At 68.1% G+C, this 16,732-nt stretch carries 19 protein-coding genes and 1 pseudogene; 10 read left to right on the forward strand and 10 right to left on the reverse strand.

The genetic code is table 11. The annotated features are described in order from the left end of the window. Positions 1-100: 100 nt before the first annotated feature. Positions 101-694, reverse strand: a complete 594-nt coding sequence (gene phaR, locus APM_RS04635; RefSeq protein ID WP_012039911.1) for a polyhydroxyalkanoate synthesis repressor PhaR — start codon at positions 692-694, stop codon at positions 101-103. A 109-nt stretch (positions 695-803) separates the two neighbouring features. Then, complete coding sequence (locus APM_RS04640) at positions 804-1,574, reverse strand: sulfite exporter TauE/SafE family protein (RefSeq protein ID WP_007422195.1); 771 nt, start codon at positions 1,572-1,574, stop codon at positions 804-806. An 87-nt stretch (positions 1,575-1,661) separates the two neighbouring features. Between APM_RS04640 and APM_RS22520 the strand changes: the two genes are divergently transcribed. From APM_RS22520 to gabT, 6 genes are read left to right on the forward strand one after another with little or no spacing between them, the layout of a single operon-like run. Then, entirely contained in the window at positions 1,662-2,045 is a 384-nt protein-coding gene (locus APM_RS22520; protein ID WP_231295264.1) for a hypothetical protein, read from the forward strand. Further along, complete coding sequence (locus tag APM_RS04645) at positions 1,993-3,054, forward strand: alpha/beta fold hydrolase (protein ID WP_231295265.1); 1,062 nt, start codon at positions 1,993-1,995, stop codon at positions 3,052-3,054. The genes APM_RS22520 and APM_RS04645 overlap by 53 nt, the downstream gene beginning before the upstream one ends. 56 nt (positions 3,055-3,110) lie before the next feature. Next, a complete protein-coding gene (locus APM_RS04650) occupies positions 3,111-4,283 on the forward strand; it encodes an acetyl-CoA C-acetyltransferase (protein ID WP_007422197.1) in 1,173 nt (390 codons plus the stop codon). 24 nt (positions 4,284-4,307) lie between these two features. After that, the gene (locus tag APM_RS04655) at positions 4,308-5,009 is read left to right on the forward strand and encodes a CoA transferase subunit A (RefSeq protein WP_007422198.1); all 702 of its coding nucleotides are present in this window, start codon (positions 4,308-4,310) and stop codon (positions 5,007-5,009) included. Positions 5,010-5,019: 10 nt separating this feature from the next. Beyond that, positions 5,020-5,700 carry a CoA transferase subunit B gene (locus APM_RS04660; RefSeq protein ID WP_007422199.1) on the forward strand — a complete coding sequence of 227 codons (681 nt, stop codon included), beginning with the start codon at positions 5,020-5,022 and terminating at the stop codon, positions 5,698-5,700. After that, positions 5,697-6,977: a 4-aminobutyrate--2-oxoglutarate transaminase gene (gene gabT / locus APM_RS04665; protein ID WP_007422200.1), complete on the forward strand. Its 1,281-nt coding sequence runs from the start codon at positions 5,697-5,699 to the stop codon at positions 6,975-6,977. The genes APM_RS04660 and gabT overlap by 4 nt, the downstream gene beginning before the upstream one ends. 6 nt (positions 6,978-6,983) lie before the next feature. Here gabT and APM_RS04670 read toward each other — a convergent pair whose 3' ends face one another. Both APM_RS04670 and APM_RS04675 read right to left on the reverse strand, forming a co-directional pair. Next, positions 6,984-9,017: a hypothetical protein gene (locus tag APM_RS04670; protein WP_007422201.1), complete on the reverse strand. Its 2,034-nt coding sequence runs from the start codon at positions 9,015-9,017 to the stop codon at positions 6,984-6,986. Between the two features lie 53 nt (positions 9,018-9,070). Beyond that, positions 9,071-9,457: a YraN family protein gene (locus APM_RS04675; protein ID WP_012039917.1), complete on the reverse strand. Its 387-nt coding sequence runs from the start codon at positions 9,455-9,457 to the stop codon at positions 9,071-9,073. 217 nt (positions 9,458-9,674) lie between these two features. On the opposite strand from APM_RS04675, the gene APM_RS04680 reads away from it, so the two are divergent. Genes APM_RS04680 through hisI form a run of 4 tightly spaced genes read left to right on the forward strand, consistent with a single transcriptional unit; the run spans position 9,675 to position 13,060 of the window. Next, complete coding sequence (locus tag APM_RS04680) at positions 9,675-10,553, forward strand: helix-turn-helix domain-containing protein (RefSeq protein WP_007422203.1); 879 nt, start codon at positions 9,675-9,677, stop codon at positions 10,551-10,553. Between the two features lie 52 nt (positions 10,554-10,605). Then, entirely contained in the window at positions 10,606-11,460 is an 855-nt protein-coding gene (locus APM_RS04685; RefSeq protein WP_007422204.1) for a sulfurtransferase, read from the forward strand. Then, complete coding sequence (gene metC / locus APM_RS04690; RefSeq protein ID WP_007422205.1) at positions 11,457-12,713, forward strand: cystathionine beta-lyase; 1,257 nt, start codon at positions 11,457-11,459, stop codon at positions 12,711-12,713. Before APM_RS04685 ends, metC begins: the two co-directional genes overlap by 4 nt. Then, a complete protein-coding gene (hisI, locus tag APM_RS04695; protein WP_007422206.1) occupies positions 12,710-13,060 on the forward strand; it encodes a phosphoribosyl-AMP cyclohydrolase in 351 nt (116 codons plus the stop codon). Before metC ends, hisI begins: the two co-directional genes overlap by 4 nt. Before the next feature lie 144 nt (positions 13,061-13,204). Here hisI and APM_RS04700 read toward each other — a convergent pair whose 3' ends face one another. The 6 genes and pseudogenes from APM_RS04700 to APM_RS22525 all read right to left on the reverse strand — a co-directional run. Beyond that, a complete protein-coding gene (locus tag APM_RS04700; RefSeq protein WP_007422207.1) occupies positions 13,205-13,576 on the reverse strand; it encodes an iron-sulfur cluster assembly accessory protein in 372 nt (123 codons plus the stop codon). Between the two features lie 10 nt (positions 13,577-13,586). Further along, complete coding sequence (locus APM_RS04705; protein WP_012039922.1) at positions 13,587-13,952, reverse strand: DUF59 domain-containing protein; 366 nt, start codon at positions 13,950-13,952, stop codon at positions 13,587-13,589. Further along, complete coding sequence (gene sufU, locus APM_RS04710; RefSeq protein ID WP_007422209.1) at positions 13,942-14,397, reverse strand: Fe-S cluster assembly sulfur transfer protein SufU; 456 nt, start codon at positions 14,395-14,397, stop codon at positions 13,942-13,944. Before sufU ends, APM_RS04705 begins: the two co-directional genes overlap by 11 nt. Continuing rightward, entirely contained in the window at positions 14,394-15,638 is a 1,245-nt protein-coding gene (locus APM_RS04715) for an aminotransferase class V-fold PLP-dependent enzyme (protein WP_007422210.1), read from the reverse strand. Before APM_RS04715 ends, sufU begins: the two co-directional genes overlap by 4 nt. Beyond that, positions 15,635-16,402, reverse strand: a complete 768-nt coding sequence (sufD, locus tag APM_RS04720; RefSeq protein ID WP_241763106.1) for a Fe-S cluster assembly protein SufD — start codon at positions 16,400-16,402, stop codon at positions 15,635-15,637. The genes APM_RS04715 and sufD overlap by 4 nt, the downstream gene beginning before the upstream one ends. Next, positions 16,348-16,732: pseudogene (locus APM_RS22525) on the reverse strand (hypothetical protein); the annotation flags it as partial. The gene sufD and the pseudogene APM_RS22525, both read right to left, overlap by 55 nt.

Consider the following 16,732-nt stretch of genomic DNA (forward strand, 5'->3'; position numbering starts at 1 on the left):
CAGGGCAAGGCGGGCAGTCACCGCCCGGCCGATGAACCCGGCGGCCCCGCTGACCAGTACCGTCCGTTCGCTCATGAGCCGTTCCGTCGGCGGGACGTCGTCACGCCCGCTTCGGCGCCCTCGCCCTGAGCGCGGCAAGTTCCGCCTGCAGCCTCTCGACCTCGGCGCGCAGGGTCTCGATTTCCTCGGCGGCGCCATGATCGTCCGCACCGGCGGCGGATGCCTCGCCCTGCGCCCCGAACGGCGAGAACAGGCTCATGGCCCGTTCCATCATCGCCATGTTCTGGCGGCCGATCTCTTCCATGCCGGGGGGGATGAAATTTCCCATCGTCTGCTGCATCGCCGCGCGCATCTGCGACTGCTGGCGGCTGAACTGGCTCATCGCCTGCTCGAGAAAGCGCGGCACGACGCCCTGCATGTTATTTCCGTACAGACCGATAAGCTGGCGGAGGAAATTGGTCGGCAGCATGGCCTGGCCAACCTTGCTCTCCTCCTCGACGATGATCTGGGTGAGCACCGCCCGGGTGATGTCCTCACCCGTCTTGGCGTCGAATACTTCGAAATCGCGCCCTTCCCGCACCATTTCCGAAAGGGTTTCGAGCGTGATGTAGGTCGAGCTTTCGGTATTGTACAGGCGCCGGTTGGCGTATTTCTTGATGACGATCGGCTTGGTGCCGTCCGGCGTCTGAGGCATTTTCTTCGCCCTTTCCCCTCGTCGCAAGGCGTGGAATCCGGTCGCCGTTGATTCGGCAGTTTGCAATGCAACACCATGACAGAGACGAACGGCAAAGGCCAGCGCCGCCTCATGCCAGTTCGAGGAGCATCCGCAGTCCGACCAGGCCGAGTATCGCGGCGAGCAGCAACCGCAGCAGGCGCTCGGGGGCGCGCTTCACGAACAGGCTGCCGATCAAGACGCCAGGAAGCGATCCGGCGAGGAGGGCGCCGAGCATCGGCGCATCGATTCCGTGCAGCCAGAGCCGGCCAAACCCGGCAACCAGCGTCAGCAGCAGCGCATGGGCGATGTCGGAGCCGACCACCTCCCGCATCGACAGCCGCGGGTAGAGATAGATGAGCGCGACCGTGCCGAGCGCGCCGGCGCCGACCGAGGAGAGCGTCACCGTCACGCCCAGCACGATCCCGAGAGCGATGGTCATCCATGCCGGTGGCGCACGATGCAATCCGCCGGCGCCGCGATGCGTGACCCAGGGCTTCACGGCAAGCGAAGCCGCCGCGAACAGCAGCATCGCGCCGAGCAGCAGCAGGCTGAGCCGGTTCGCCGCGGCACCGTGAACGCCGAGGCGGGCAAGCAGCAGGATCGCCAGCGCGGCGCCCGGCACGCTGCCGGCGCCAAGGCGCCAGACCACCGGCCACGCCACGGTGCGGTTCGCGCCGTGAACCGCGGTCCCGACTGCCTTGGTGAAGGCCGCAAAGAGCAGGTCGGTGCCGATTGCGGTGGAGGCGCGGATGCCGAAGAGCAGAACGAGGATCGGCGTCATCACCGATCCGCCGCCCACGCCGGTGAGCCCGATGAGCAGGCCGACGACGAACCCGGTGAGCACGAATGCCGGCGACATGGCCACTCCTTGTCAGGCGACCACTGGCAGAAGGGACGCCTTTCGCGCTAGAAAATCCTCGATATAGCGCGGTTGCCAGGATGCCTCATGACAGACGCCGGACAGGGCGACAAGCACGAAGCCGAACCTCCGAACGCCGAATCGCGCCTCGGCGAGCTTGCGCGCGACTGGATCACGCTCTGGCAGAGCGAGTTGACCGCCCTCGCGCAGGATCGCGAGTGGCGCGAGGGCTGGACCGGATTGATGACGCTCTGGGCCGGCGCCGCGACCGCCGCGATCGGCACGGCCGAGGCGCTGTCCCGCCATGACCCGCCCCGACGCGCCCGGCCCGATGGAGCGCCGCGGCCCGCGTCCTCTCCTGCTGCACCTGATGCTGGCGGCGATGCGGTCGAACGCCTCCATCGCCGCATTGCCGAACTTGAGGCACGTCTGGCCGCACTGGAACGCGACGGACAGTCTGGCGGATCCTGATTTCGCCGCGGCGGTGGTGCGCGAGGCCCTTGCGCAGGATGCCGCCCTGCTTGCCGGCATCGCCGCCTATCGCCGCCACCCGTGGCGCCGCACCCTGGCCGATCCGCCTGCCGTGTGGGCCGAGGGCTCTTCGCGTCTGCTCGACTACGGCGGCACCGGACCCGTGCTGTTCTTCGTCCCCAGCCTCGTCAACCGCGCCCATATCCTCGATCTCGCCGAGGACGCCTCGTTCCTGCGTTTTCTCGCGGCGCATGGCGCCCATCCGCTGCTGCTCGACTGGGGCTGGCCCGGCGCCATCGAACGGCAATTCACGCTGACCGACTATGTCGCCGGCCGCCTTGAACGGGCGCTGGAGGCGGTGGCCGGTCCGGTCGTCCTGGTCGGCTACTGCATGGGCGGGCTGCTGGCCCTGGCCGCCGCCCTGCGCGCGCCGGAGCGTATCCGTGCCCTCGCCCTGCTGGCGACGCCGTGGGATTTCCATGCCGAGGACGAGGAGGCGGCGCGCAGCCTCGCCACCAGCCTGCCCATCCTCGAACCGCTGATGGCGGCCACCGGCACAGTGCCGATCGACGCTCTGCAGACGCTGTTCGCAACCCTCGATCCGTTCGGCGTCACCGCGAAATACCGGGCATTCGCCGCCCTCGACCCCGCGAGCCCGCGCGCGGTCCGCTTCGTTGCGCTCGAGGATTGGCTGAACGACGGCGTGCCGCTCGCCGCCCCGGTGGCGCGGGAAACCCTTGGCGGATGGTATGGCGAGAACGCGACCGCGCAGGGCGCATGGCGCATCGCCGGCCTGCCGGTGAACCCCGCCGCCATCACCTGTCCCACCCTGATCGCGACACCGGCGCGCGACCGGCTGGTGCCCCCGGCCTCCGCCGCCGCCCTCGCCACGGTCGTTCCGCACGCTACGGTGATCGCGCCGAAGGCCGGCCACATCGGCATGATCGCCGGCATGAGCGCGCCGCAAGCCCTATGGCAACCATTCGGCGAATGGGTGGCCGGGCTGTAGCCCTTGCGGCGGCAAAGGTCTATGCTGCACCGCACGGAACCGAGAGGAGGAGCACAATGGACGACATCGTCATCGCCGCGGCCGCCCGCACGCCGGTCGGCAGCTTCAACGGCGCCTTTGCCGCCACCCCGGCGCATGTGCTGGGCGAGGTTGCCATCAGGGCCGCCATGGAGCGTGCCGGACTTTCCGCCGACGAGGTCGACGAGGTGATCCTCGGCCAGGTGCTCTCCGCCGGCGCGGGCCAGAACCCCGCCCGCCAGGCCGCGCGCAATGCCGGCATCCCGGATGCCAAGACCGCGTTCGGCATCAACCAGGTCTGCGGCTCCGGCCTGCGCGCCGTCGCGCTGGCCGCGCAGCAGGTGATGTCCGGCCAGTCCGACATCGTCATCGCCGGCGGCCAGGAGAGCATGTCGCTCAGCACCCATGTCGCCCATCTGCGGGCCGGCACCAAGATGGGCGACGTCAAGTTCATCGACTCCATGATCAAGGACGGGCTGTGGGATGCCTTCAACGGCTACCACATGGGCACCACCGCCGAGAACGTCGCCCGGTCCTATCAGATCACCCGCGAGGAGCAGGACGCCCTCGCCCTCGCCTCGCAGCAGAAGGCCTCGGCGGCGCAGAAATCCGGCCGCTTCCGCGACGAGATCGCGCCGGTGACGATCGTTACCCGCAAGGGCGAGGTCGTGATCGCCGATGACGAATACATCCGCCATGACGCCTCGGCCGAGAGCATGGCGAAGCTCAAGCCCGCCTTCTCGAAGGACGGCACCGTGACCGCCGGCAACGCCTCCGGCATCAACGACGGCGCCGCCGCCCTCGTCGTCATGTCGGCGAAGGAAGCGGCGAAGCGCGGCCTGACGCCGCTGGCCCGCATCGCCAGCTTCGCCACCGCCGGCGTCGATCCCGCGGTGATGGGCACCGGGCCGATCCCCTCCTCGCAGAAAGCGCTCGCCCGCGCCGGCTGGTCGGTCGCCGATCTCGACCTGATCGAGGCGAACGAGGCCTTCGCGGCACAGGCCTGCGCGGTGAACAAGGGCCTCAATCTCGACCCGGCGAAGGTCAACGTGAACGGCGGCGCCATCGCCATCGGCCACCCGATCGGCGCCTCTGGCGCGCGGGTGCTCACCACGCTCCTGTTCGAGATGCAGAAGCGCGACGCCCGCAAGGGGCTCGCCACGCTGTGCATCGGCGGCGGCATGGGCGTGGCCATGTGCGTCGAACGCTGAAACACCAGGGAGGAAACCAACCGGATGCGTAAGGTCTATTCCGGCGCCGTCGAGGCGCTCGCCGGTCTGCTGCGCGACGACATGACCATCCTCGCCGGCGGCTTCGGCCTGTGCGGCGTGCCGACGGCGCTGATCGAGGCGATCCGCGAAAGCGGCGTGCGCAACCTGACCATCGTCTCCAACAATGCCGGGATCGACGGGGTCGGTCTCGGCATCCTGCTCGACACGCGGCAGGTGAAGAAGATGATCTCCTCCTATGTCGGCGAGAACGCCACCTTCGCCCGGCAGTATCTCGCCGGCGAGTTGGAGATCGAGTTCAACCCGCAGGGCACGCTGGCCGAGCGCATCCGCGCCGGCGGCGCCGGCATCCCGGCCTTCTTCACCGCCACCGGCTATGGCACCCAGGTTGCCGAAGGCAAGGAAACCCGCGAGTTCGACGGCCGGCACTACGTGATGGAACGCGGCATTTTCGGCGATCTCGCCGTGGTCCATGCCTGGAAGGGCGATACCGAGGGCAATCTCGTCTACCGGAAGACGGCGCGGAACTTCAATCCGATCTGCGCTGCCGCCGCGAAAGTGACGGTCGCCGAGGTCGAGGAACTCGTCGAACCCGGCACGATCGACCCCGACCACATCGTCACCCCCGGCATCTACGTCAAACGCATCGTCAAGCTCGCGCACGTCGAGAAGCATATCGAGAAACGCACCGTCCGCGAGCGGGCCTGAGGAGGGAAACATGCCCTGGACACGCGATCAGATGGCGGCCCGCGCCGCCCGTGAACTGAAGGACGGCTTCTACGTCAATCTCGGCATCGGCATCCCGACGCTGGTGGCGAACCACATTCCCGAGGGCATCTCCGTGCAGCTGCACTCGGAGAACGGCATGCTCGGCATCGGCCCCTTCCCCTACGAGGGCGAGGAGGACGCCGACCTGATCAACGCCGGCAAGCAGACCGTGACCGCATTGCCGACCACGAGCTATTTCGATTCTGCCCAGTCCTTCGCCATGGTGCGCGGCGGGCATATCGATATTTCGATCCTGGGCGCGCTGCAGGTGGCCGAGAACGGCGATCTCGCGAACTGGATGATCCCCGGCAAGATGGTGAAGGGCATGGGCGGGGCGATGGACCTCGTCGCCGGCGTGCCGCGCGTCGTCGTGCTGATGGAGCACACGGCGAAGGGCGAGCCCAAGATCCTGAAGAAATGCACGCTGCCGCTCACCGGCAAGGGTGTGGTCAGCATGATCGTCACCGACATGGCGGTGTTCGAGGTCGACCATGCGCGATCCCCGTCGCTCGTCCTGGTCGACAAGCCCGACGACGTGACGATCGAGCAGATCCGCGACGCGACCGAAGCCGATTTCGTGGTGCACAGCACGATGCACCGTAACCCCGCCGCCGCGGAGATCGAGGAATGAGCACGAATACCGACCTCCATGCGCGGCGCGAGGCCGCCGTGGCCCGCGGTGTGGGCATCAGCCACCCGATGGCCTACACGGCCCGCGCCGAGAACGCCGAGCTGTGGGACGCGGACGGCAAGCGCTACATCGACTTCGCCGGCGGGATCGCGGTGCTCAACACGGGGCATCGCCATCCGAAGGTGATTGAGGCGGTGAAGGCGCAGCTCGACCGCTTCACCCATACCTGCTTCCAGGTCACGCCGTACGAGCCTTACGTGGCGCTCGCCGAACGGCTCAACGCGATCGCGCCGATCGAGGGGCCGGCCAAGACCGTGTTCCTGACCACCGGCGCCGAGGCGCTGGAAAACGCGATCAAGATCGCCCGCGCCGCCACCGGCCGCCCCGGCGTGATCACCTTCGCCGGCGGGTATCACGGCCGCACCCTGCTGACCATGGCGATGACCGGCAAGGTCATTCCCTACAAGAAGCGCTTCGCGCCGATGCCGGCCGAGATCTACCACGCGCCCTTCCCGTATGAGCCCTTCGGCGTCAGCGTGGCCGACAGTATCCGCGGCATCGACATGCTGTTCCGTGCCGATATCGAGCCCGAGCGCGTTGCCGCCATCGTGATCGAGCCTGTCCAGGGCGAGGGCGGGTTCATCCCGGCGCCGACCGAGCTGCTGGTGGCGCTGCGCGAGATCTGCGACCGCCACGGCATCCTGCTGATCGTCGACGAGGTGCAGACCGGTTTCGGCCGCACCGGGAAGATGTTCGGCATCGAGCATTCGGGCGTCAAGCCGGACCTGATGACGATCGCGAAATCCCTCGCCGGCGGCTTCCCGCTCTCCGGCGTGATCGGCCGCGCCGCGGTGATGGATGCGCCGGAGCCGGGCGGCCTCGGCGGCACCTATGCCGGCAATCCGCTCGCCTGCGCCGCCGCCCTCGCCGTGCTCGACGTCATCCGGGATGAAAACCTTGTGGAGCGCGCCAATGCGATCGGCGCCACGATGAAGAGCCGGCTGGAACGCATCGCCTCGCGCAACGATGTGGCGCCGATCACCGCGATCCGCGGTCCGGGGGCGATGATCGCCTTCGACATCGTCAGGCAGCGCGGCAGCTACGAGCCCGACCCCGACACTACGAAGCAGGTCATCGCGCGCGCCCGCGAACACGGGCTCATCGTGATTTCCTGCGGCGTCTATGGCAACGCCATCCGCCTGCTGGTGCCGCTGACGGTGAGCGACACGGTTCTGGGCGAGGGGATGGACGCGCTGGAAGCCGCCCTCGCCGGCTGAGCCGGCCTATCGGTAACACGGGCGCGGGTCGGCCTCGGCCACCCGCTCCCAGTGCGCGCGCAGCAGCGCGATCTTGTCGAACACCAGTGCGAGGTCCGCCATTTCGCGCGCAAGGCGCCGCTCGGTGGCAAGGCCGCGATGCGACGGCTCGCCGGAAATCAGCCGCGCCCCCGCCGAGACCCTGAGCCAGCCGACCTGCCCGCCCGCGCCGTCCGGCAGGGCGACAGGCTGGCCGATATGGCAGATCCGCGCCGCCACGCGCCGCTCGGCGGCGGTGTCGAACAGGGCAGCGCAATCCGCATTCAGCCAGTGATAAAGCCGCCGGGCCGCCGCCGGGTCGAGCAGGCGTTCCGCCGCCCCCGGCGCGCGCACGGCGAAGGCAAAGACGCTGCGCAGCGTATCCCATCCTTCGCCCTCGCGCGCCGGATCGGGCACATCCTGCAGCACGAAGACATCATGACGGGCAACCGCCGCCTCGACTGCCTTGCGGAAGCGCAGGATCACCTCGGCCTTGCGCGCATCCGACACCGAGGCGAGCGCCCTGAATTCGGCGAGCGCCGCCCGCCAGCGCAACAGCAGACCATAATTGGCGCCCTCCGGAAGCCCCCGCGCCGCCTTTGCCGCGGGGGGCCATTCGCCCCGGCTGAAATAGGCCTCAAGCCCCGCGGGCAGCCTGCCGCGCCCCAGCCGCCGGGCGATCGCCGGCGGAATCAGCGCGGCCCCCGCAAAGGGCGGGCCGGTGAGAAACTTCGAGCCGGTCACCTGCACGACGGCGTCAAGGCCGAGATAGGCGCGGATCCGCGCCGGCGCCATCCGCAGCTGACAGGCATCGACGACGATATCCAGACTGTCGCCGAAGCGGGCCCTCAGCCGCCGCAGCAACGCCATCGATGGTGCGAGCAGCCCGGTCTTGGACAGATCGAGCGCATGCAGGATCACGCGCCGGCCTGATGCCACGGCGGCCTCGACAGCTGCGACGATCTCCGCCTCGACCGCATCGCGATGACGCGGAGCGCCGCGTTCGTCCCGCAACGGAATCGAAACCAGTTCGGTATCCGGACGGAAGCCCTCGATGGGTGCCGCGCGCGAAACGTCATGCCCGTTTGCCGTATCGATCGCAAAATGCCGCCCGACCGCCGCCATCGGCACACCGCTTCCCGTCTCCTCGGGCGCGAGCAGGATGGTCGTGATGGGGCGCACCGCGTCCGGCAGATGGCTCAGCGCCAGCGCCAGCAATTCGCTATCGGTGCCGGAAGCCGCAAGCACGACGGCTCCGCCGCGCGGAAGGCCGAAATCGCGGCCGATCGTCCGCCTTACGGCTATGGCCTGACGCTCGATCGGGCGACGCGTACCCTCCAGCAGCATCGCGGCCGTGATCTTCAGCCGGAGGCGGTCCGCCGCTTCGTATCCCCGTTCGGAGACCGACGATGCGGTCGACGAGGCAAAGGTCACCGCCCAGGGGCGGGGCCGATGGCTGCAACCATAGCCGTTCAGATCGCTCTGGGGATCGCGCATCAGACGGATGTCGCCCCCCGTCTCCATGATCGACTCGGCGATCCCGATCACCGGCCATAGGGCGCGCAGCCTCGCGATGGCCGCCTCGTCCGCCACGGCCGCCCCGGCGCCGGCCACATGGTCCGCCAGACGGCGCGACACATCTGCCAAGCTGGCGGCACTGGGCGGCAGTTCCGCCGCCATCGTCGCTGCCCAGCTCATGCCGTCTGGCAGGGTCAGATGTTCGGCTTCCGCGAACTGGGCCGCGACGCGCGCAGCCGCAAGTCCGGCCAGAGGGAGCGGAACGCCCGCGCGCGCCAGGAGCATCCATTCGCCGGCCAGTCTCGCGGCAACGCGCGCAACGGCCGCCCCCGCGGCTTCATCGATCGTCGTTCGGCGGGCCGCGAAGTCGATCACGAGGTCCGACCGCGCCTCGCCAAGGCGACATTCCATTTCGCGAAGCATCCAGAACGCCACGTTCCGACGCAGTTCGGCACTCACCGGCATGTCTGCGCGGGTACCGGTGAGCCGGGCCGGCTCGGGCATGGGATCACTCATGAGAGGCTTATAGCCGTTCCCGGGCCGCTCGGCCAAACAGGTCAGGGATCATCGGCGCGGAACGCGTCGCGTATCGCGTGCACGTCATCCCCGACGAGCAGCACAACGTCGAAACGTGTCTCCGCTCGCCCCCAGTCCGGCTGGCCGGCGAGGACGATGGCCGCCGCGGCGACAAGACGCCGGCGCTGGCGCGGCGCAACCGATTCGATCGCGGACCGCAGAGCATTCCGTGCCTTTACCTCCACGAAGACGAGCGTTGTGCGGTCGGCCACCACGAGGTCGAGTTCGCCCGCCGCCGTGCGCAGCCTTTGCGCAAGCACAACAAAGCCTTGTGCGGCGTACCATCCGGCGACGCGCCTCTCGGCATCGCGCCCTCGATGCTCGGCCCGCCGACGGGCGGCTGCCCGTCTTTCAGATTCGTTTCTCACACCGATTGTCTCGACAAATTAATAAGAATACGGCATATGCAATTTTTCAGATGCCATAGCCATGACGATTCGGTCCGATGTCAGGATAATCGAGGTTCATGCCCAGAATTTAGTATGCCGATAATATTTTGCGTCCCGATCTATTTCTGATAGAAACGGATTGAAAATTAGGCTCCGCATTTGGAACGAATTCGTGTTTTAAAAGTGAGAACGGATGATGCATTTTAACGATATTGGTCAGCAACTCCGGGCCTACCGCATGGAATCCGGTCTCAAGGCCGAGGAAATTGCTGCCCGTCTCGGCGTATCCCGCGCGGCACTCTACCGCTATGAGAAAGGCGAGGTGATCAAGCTCGACACCGTCAAGCGCCTCGCGGAGCTGCTCAAGATCTCGCCGCTGACCCTGCTCGGGATCGGCATCGAATATTACAGCCGTCCGATCGGCTACCTCGAAAGGCTGCGACAGATCGAGGAGACATCCGATCAAATCCTGCAATTTTTCGGGCCGGTCTGCTACCTGACGACCTCGGATGAATATGACTCGACCCTGACCCAGGTGTTCGAGGAAAACGCGGAATCGAGCGGACAGGATCGGGCCATGGCCCGTTCGGCGGCGGAACAGGTTCTGGGCGTGCTCTCGGTTCGCAAACGCATGTTCGTGGCGCGCCGCCCGTCGGTCATCGCGATTTTCACGACCACCGCGCTACGACGATTCATGGAGCAGGGCATCGCCAGCGCGCTGCCGCTTTCCGAAAAGCTGCGTCGGAAGTGCCGCGAAACCGCTCGCAGGGAAGTCGAACGCATGGTCGAACTGATGGAGAGCGAGCCGATCGGCCTGCAATTCGGCCTCATGTCCGGGGCCGAACCGAACGGCCCCTTTACGATTCTGCGCGCGCGCGAGCGCGCATCGCTGTCGATCAATCCCTTCTCGACCGACGCGCCGCCGGATGCTCAGACCGGCGTCGCCATGATTACGAGCGCGGAAGATGCCGTGATGACGCATCAGCGTATCGCCGAAGGCGCCTGGCGCGATGCCATCAAGGGCCGCGCCGCCGCCGCGGAGGTGCGACGGATGCTCGAGCCTGCCATGGCCTGACTCGACGCGCCGGCGGGGAGACAAATCTTCGCCGGCGGGTTAATGCTCGGGCATGTCATCCCCACTGATCTCGACGGAAGCGCTCGCTGCAACGCTCGACGACCCGGCCCTGGTCGTTTTCGACGCGTCGTTTTACCTGCCGAACGAGCCACAGGATGCGCTGTCGCTGTTTGACGAGGCGCACCTGCCGGGCGCAGCCTTCTTCGATATCGAGCGCATTGCCGATACGACCTCGCACCTGCCCCATATGCTCCCGGATGAAGGAGGTTTTGCCTCTGCCGTCGAGGCGCTCGGAGTCGGCAATGACAGCCGGATCGTGGTCTATGACCAGCGAGGCCTGTTTTCGGCGGCTCGCGGCTGGTGGATGTTTCGCGTCTTTGGCCACGAGAACGTCTTCGTGCTCGACGGCGGATTACCGAAATGGCGCGCCGAGGGCCGCCCGCTCGAACAGGGCAAAGCCAACCTGCGACCATCAGGCCGCTTCATTGCCCGTTTCGATCCCTCCCGTGTGCGGGACCGCGCGGCGATTGAAGCCAATGTGGCGTGTCGAGCGGAAACCGTGCTCGATGCCCGGGCCGCCGGCCGCTACGCCGCCACAGTGCCGGAGCCGCGCGCCGGCATGCGCGGCGGCCACGTCCCCGGCGCCCGTTCGCTACCCTATTCCGAACTTCTGGGCGCTGACGCAACCATGCTCCCGCCGGATGCGTTGCGCGCCCGCTTCGCCGCCGCCGGCATCGACGATACCAGCCGCCCGGTCACGATGTGCGGCTCGGGCGTCACTGCCGCGGTTCTCACCCTCGGCCTGGCGCGCGCCGGCCTGCCGATGGGCGCGCTCTATGACGGCTCATGGGCCGAATGGGGCGCCCTGCCCGACACCCCGGTTGCCACCGGAGAGGATCCCGCATGACTGAAGATCGCTTCGAAACCCGCCTGTCCCTGGCCTCACGCCGGCCGGTCAAGTCGCACGGCTATGTGAATCCCAAGCTCGTCCGCGGCTCCACCGTGCTCTATCCCTCCTGTGCCGCGCGCCGCGAAATCGGCAAGCGCCGCCTCGAACAGGAGGAGATCTACGGTCTCTATGGCAGCGAAACCCATTTCGCGCTGGAAAACGTGGTCGCCGAAATCGAGGGCGGCACGCATTGCCAGATCGTCTCCTCGGGCCTTGCCGCCATCACCGTGCCGCTGCTCGCCTGGCTGAAGGCGGGCGACCACATGCTGGTGCCGGACTCCGTCTATGGCCCGACGCGCCGCTTCTGCGACAGTGTACTCGCCCGCTATGGCGTCGCCACCACCTATTACGATCCGCTGATCGCCGAAGACCGGCTGGCGGCGCTGATGCGCCCGCAAACCACGGCCATCTTTTCCGAGAGCCCCGGCAGCCACACTTTCGAGGTGCAGGACGTGCCGATGCTCGCCCGCGTCGCCCACGCGCATGGCGCCAAGCTGTTCATGGACAATACCTGGGGCATCCGCACCTTCCAGCCCTTCCGCCACGGTGTCGACGTGTCGATCCAGGCGCTGACGAAATATGTCGGCGGCCATTCCGACATCGTGCTCGGCGCCATCACCGTCGCGACGGATGAGGACTGGGCCTGGCTGCGCGCCGGCGCGCTCGATCTCGGCCAGTACGCCTCGCCAGACGATTGCTGGCTGGCCCTGCGCGGCGCGCGCACCCTTACGGTCCGCCTCGCCGAGCAGGAACGCGCGGCCCTCGCCGTCGCCACCTGGCTCGCGGACCGGCCGGAAGTGCTGCGCGTGCTGCATCCCGCCCTGCCCTCCTGCCCCGGCCACGAATTCTGGAAGCGCGATTTCACCGGCGCCTGCGGCCTGTTCGGCGTGGTGTTCCAGCCCGAGCATGATTACGACGCCGTCTGCGCAATGGCCGACGCGCTGCGCCTGTTCGGCATCGGCGCGTCCTGGGGCGGCTATGAGAGCCTCGCCCTGCCGACCACCAATACCATCACCCGCACCGAAGGCACCGGCCGCTTCGGCGGCGAGATGCTGCGGCTGCAGATCGGCCTCGAACACACCGACGACCTGATCGCCGATCTCGAACAGGGCCTCGCCGTGCTGCGCGGCCAAGCCCGCACCACCTGCGCCTCGCCCCCCTGCATGGCCGGGGAATTGCAAGACGGCTTCAGCCCGGACGGCACGGCATGACCCACCCCGTCATCACCGCCGCCCGCTTCAACGAAGCCGGACTCATTCCCGCCATCGCGCAGCAGCACGATACCGGCGAGGTGCTGATGATGGCCTGGATGAACGCGGAGTCGATCGCCGAGAGCCTCGCCACCGGGCAGGTCTGCTATTTCAGCCGCAGCCGGGGGAAGCTCTGGCGCAAGGGCGAAAGCTCGGGCCATGTGCAGCGCCTCGTAGAGATGCGGCTCGACTGCGATGGCGACACGCTGCTGCTCCTTGTCGAGCAGACCGGGCCGGCGTGCCACACCGGCGCGCATAACTGCTTCTTCCGCCGTGTCACCAAAGACGGGCTGGAGGAGATCGCCTAGAGCACTTTCCGATCCTTTCGGATCGGATGTAGTGCTCTATCATATTGATAAACAGAGCATCTCCATCCGATCAGATGACTCCATCTGATCGGATGATGCTCTAAGCAGTTTTCGGCCGTCAGGCCGCGGCGTCAACGCGGCGCGTCAGACGTGGAAACTCTCGCCGCAGCCACAGCGGCCCTTCTCGTTCGGGTTTTCGAAGGTGAAGCCCGAGGTGAATTTTTCCACCTTGTAGTCCATCACCGTGCCGATGAGGAACAGGGTGGCCTTGCGGTCGATCAGCACCGTGACCCCCTTGTCGCTCACCTGTTCGTCGGTCGGCGCCGGCTCGTCCACCCAGTTCATCTCGTAGGACAGGCCGGAACACCCCTTGGTACCAACACTGATTCGCAGCAGCCGGCCCTGCTGGCCGTTTTCATACAGCGCGCGAAGGCGATCGGCGGCGGCGTCGGTCAGCTGCATCAGCGGCGGCAGGCTGCGGCGGGGCGGGGCGGATTCGGTGCGGATCGAGGTCATCGCAGACTCCTCAGAACATGTTGAGGGCGAGGCGCGCCTCGTCGCTCATCCGCGAGGGATCCCAGGGCGGATCCCACACGGTCTCGACCTCTACCTCGCTCACCCCCGGCACCGTCCCCACCGCGAGGCGCACCGCCTCGGGCAGTTCCTGCGCGCTGGGGCAGGCTGGCGCGGTCAGCGTCATCTCCACCTTCACCGCCCCACCCTCGATCTCGATCGCGTAGATCAGGCCGAGCTCGAAGATGTTCACCGGAATTTCCGGGTCATAGACCGTGGAAATCGCCGCGATCACGTTCTCCTCGCTCACCAGCGGCGCGGTTTCGCCCTCCGGCGTCCAGGTGGTCACGGGTTCGGTCCTGGCCATGTCATCCGCCATGTCCGGTCTCCATCGTCTTGGTCAGCGCGGCGCGCAGCGCCTGCCAGGGAAGTGTGGCGCAGCGGTGGCGCGAGCGATATTCATGAACGCCCGACAGCGCCCGCAATTCGCTGAAATCCTCGCGGTCGGGCACCGCCCCGGTCGCCACCATCGCCTCGAAGGCGTCGGCAAGCTCCTCGGCCGCCGCGCGCGAGCGCCCGGCCACCGCATCCGCCATCAGATCGGCCGAGGCGACGCAGATCGCGCAGCCGCGGGTCTCGTGCCACACCTCGCCGATCGCCCCGCCCGCGCAGCTCAGGCGCAGATGCACCCGGTCGCCGCACATCGGGTTGTCGCCCTCCGCCTCGGCATCGAAGCGCGCCGGCCGGCCGGCATGCAGCGGCGCGCGGGCGCGCTCCATGATCAGCCGCTGGTAGAGATCGCCGACATCCGCCGCACCGCTCATCCGCCGAACACCTGCTGCACGCGCCGCAGCCCCGCCGCCAGCGCGTCGATCTCCTCCATCGTCGTATAGACGCCGAACGTCGCGCGGGCGGTGCTGTCGAGCCCGAGCCGGCGGGTCAGCGGTTCGGCGCAATGATGCCCGGCCCGCACCGCGATCCCCTGCTTGTCGAGCAGGGTGGCGACGTCGTGCGCATGCACCCCGTCCATGGTGAAGGCGACGACCCCGCCGCGGTCCTGCGCCCGCCCGACCACATGGACGCCGCCGATCGCATCGAGCGTCGCCAGCGCGTGATCGGTCAGCGCCCGCTCATGCGACGCGATCGCCGGAAACCCGATCGCGTTCACATAATCGATCGCTGCCGCGAGACCCACCGCCTCGACGATCGCCGGCGTGCCCGCCTCGAACCGGTAGGGCGGCTCGGCCCAGGTCGACTTTTCGTAGCTCACGCTGCGGATCATGTCGCCGCCGCCGAGGAAGGGGGGCATCGCGTCGAGCAGCTCACGCTTGCCGAACAGCACCCCGATGCCGGACGGCCCGTAGAGCTTGTGGCCGGAGAACACGTAGAAATCCGCATCGATCGCGCGGACGTCCACCGCCCGGTGCACCACCGCCTGCGCGCCATCGAGCAGCAGCCGCGCCCCGCGCTCGTGCGCAAAGGCGGCAAGCCGCTCCACCGGCGTGTAGGTGCCGAGCACGTTCGACATATGGGTGATCGCCAGCAGCCGCACCCGCCCATCGGCGAATTGCCGCTCCAGATCGGCGAAGTCGAGCTCGCCGGCATCGGTGATCTTCGCGATGCGCAGCTCGATCACGTGCGAATCCCGCAGCATCTGCCAGGGCACGAGATTGGCGTGGTGCTCCATCTCGCTCACCACCACCGCATCGCCCGGACGCAGCGCCGACCGGCCGAAGGTCGCGGCGACGAGGTTGATCCCCTCGGTCGCGTTGCGCACGAAGACGATCTCCTCCCGCGCCGCGTTAAGGAAAGCCGCCACCTTGTCGCGCGCGGCCTCGTAGTCGTCCGAGGCGCGCTCGCTCAGCCAGTGCAGCCCGCGATGGACATTGGCGTAGCGTGTCTCCATCGAGCGGACCATCGCATCGATCACCGCGCGCGGCTTCTGCGCCGAGGCGCCGCTGTCGAGAAACACCAGCTTCTTGCCATGCACCGTCTGCGACAGGATGGGGAAATCGGCGCGGATGCGCGCGATGTCGAAGCCGGGCTGCTCGATGGCCGCGCTCATGCCCCCTCCCGCCACCAGGCGCCGATCGCCGCCTCGAAGACGGCCCGCGCCGCCTCATCGGTCACCGGCTCCAGCGCCTCGTCGAGAAAGGCGCGGATCAGGATCGATTTCGCCTCCGCCGCCGGCACGCCGCGGCTGCGCAGGTAGAAAAGCTGTTCGGGGTCAAGCGCGCCGATCGTCGCGCCATGGCTGCACTTCACGTCGTCGGCGAAGATTTCCAGCTCCGGCTTGCTGTCGATCTCCGCCTCGTCGGAGAGCAGCAGCGCCTGGTTCATCTGATAGCCGTCGGTCTTCTGCGCGATGCGATCGACCTCGATCCGGCCCTGGAAGACACCGCGCGCCGCCCCGGCCAGGACCGATTTCACCGTCTGCCGCGAGGCGCAGTCCGGCGCGTCGTGCCGCACCACCGTGGTCACGTCACCATGCTGGGTGCCGGTGAGCAGTTGCGCCGCGTTGAGATGCACATCCGCCGCCGGGCCGGTCAGCCGCGCATGGGTCTCGTTGCGGCTGAGCCGGGCGCCGCGATTGAGGGTGAAGCTCTCATAGCCGGCCCCGCCCGCGATTTCCGCGAAGATGGTCGCGACATGCACCGCCTCGGCGGATTCGTCCTGGAGCCGATAATGGTTGAGCCGCGCCCCCGCGCCGAGGTCAACCTCGAAGACCGGCGCGTGCAGGTAGCTGCCCTCGCCGCGCGCGGTCTCGATCAGCGTCAGCGTCGCACCGGCGCCGAGCACGATCCGGTGGCGCGGCGCGATGGCCGGCATCGTCTGCCCCGGCCCGCCGCCAGCGCCACCAGGAACAGCGTGCCGCCCTGCTGGCCCGGCGCCAGGGTGATGGCCACGCCATCCTCCGCCAGCGCAGTGTTCAGCGCGACGACAACGCCGCCGCGCGCCGGATCCGCCGCCGCATCGCCCAGCCGGCTCACCCAGTCGGGCGCCGCCGAACGCGCGGCATCGAACCGGCCATTGACGAACACGACGCGCGGCCCCTCCGGCAGTTCAGCCGCGACCTCCACCGCCGGGGCGGGGCCAAGCGCAAAACCGCGCAGCCCGGCCGCGAGATCGGTATAGTGCCAGGCCTCGTCGCGCTTCGTC

The organism is Acidiphilium sp. PM, from assembly GCF_000219295.1.
GTDB classification, from domain to species: domain Bacteria; phylum Pseudomonadota; class Alphaproteobacteria; order Acetobacterales; family Acetobacteraceae; genus Acidiphilium; species Acidiphilium multivorum.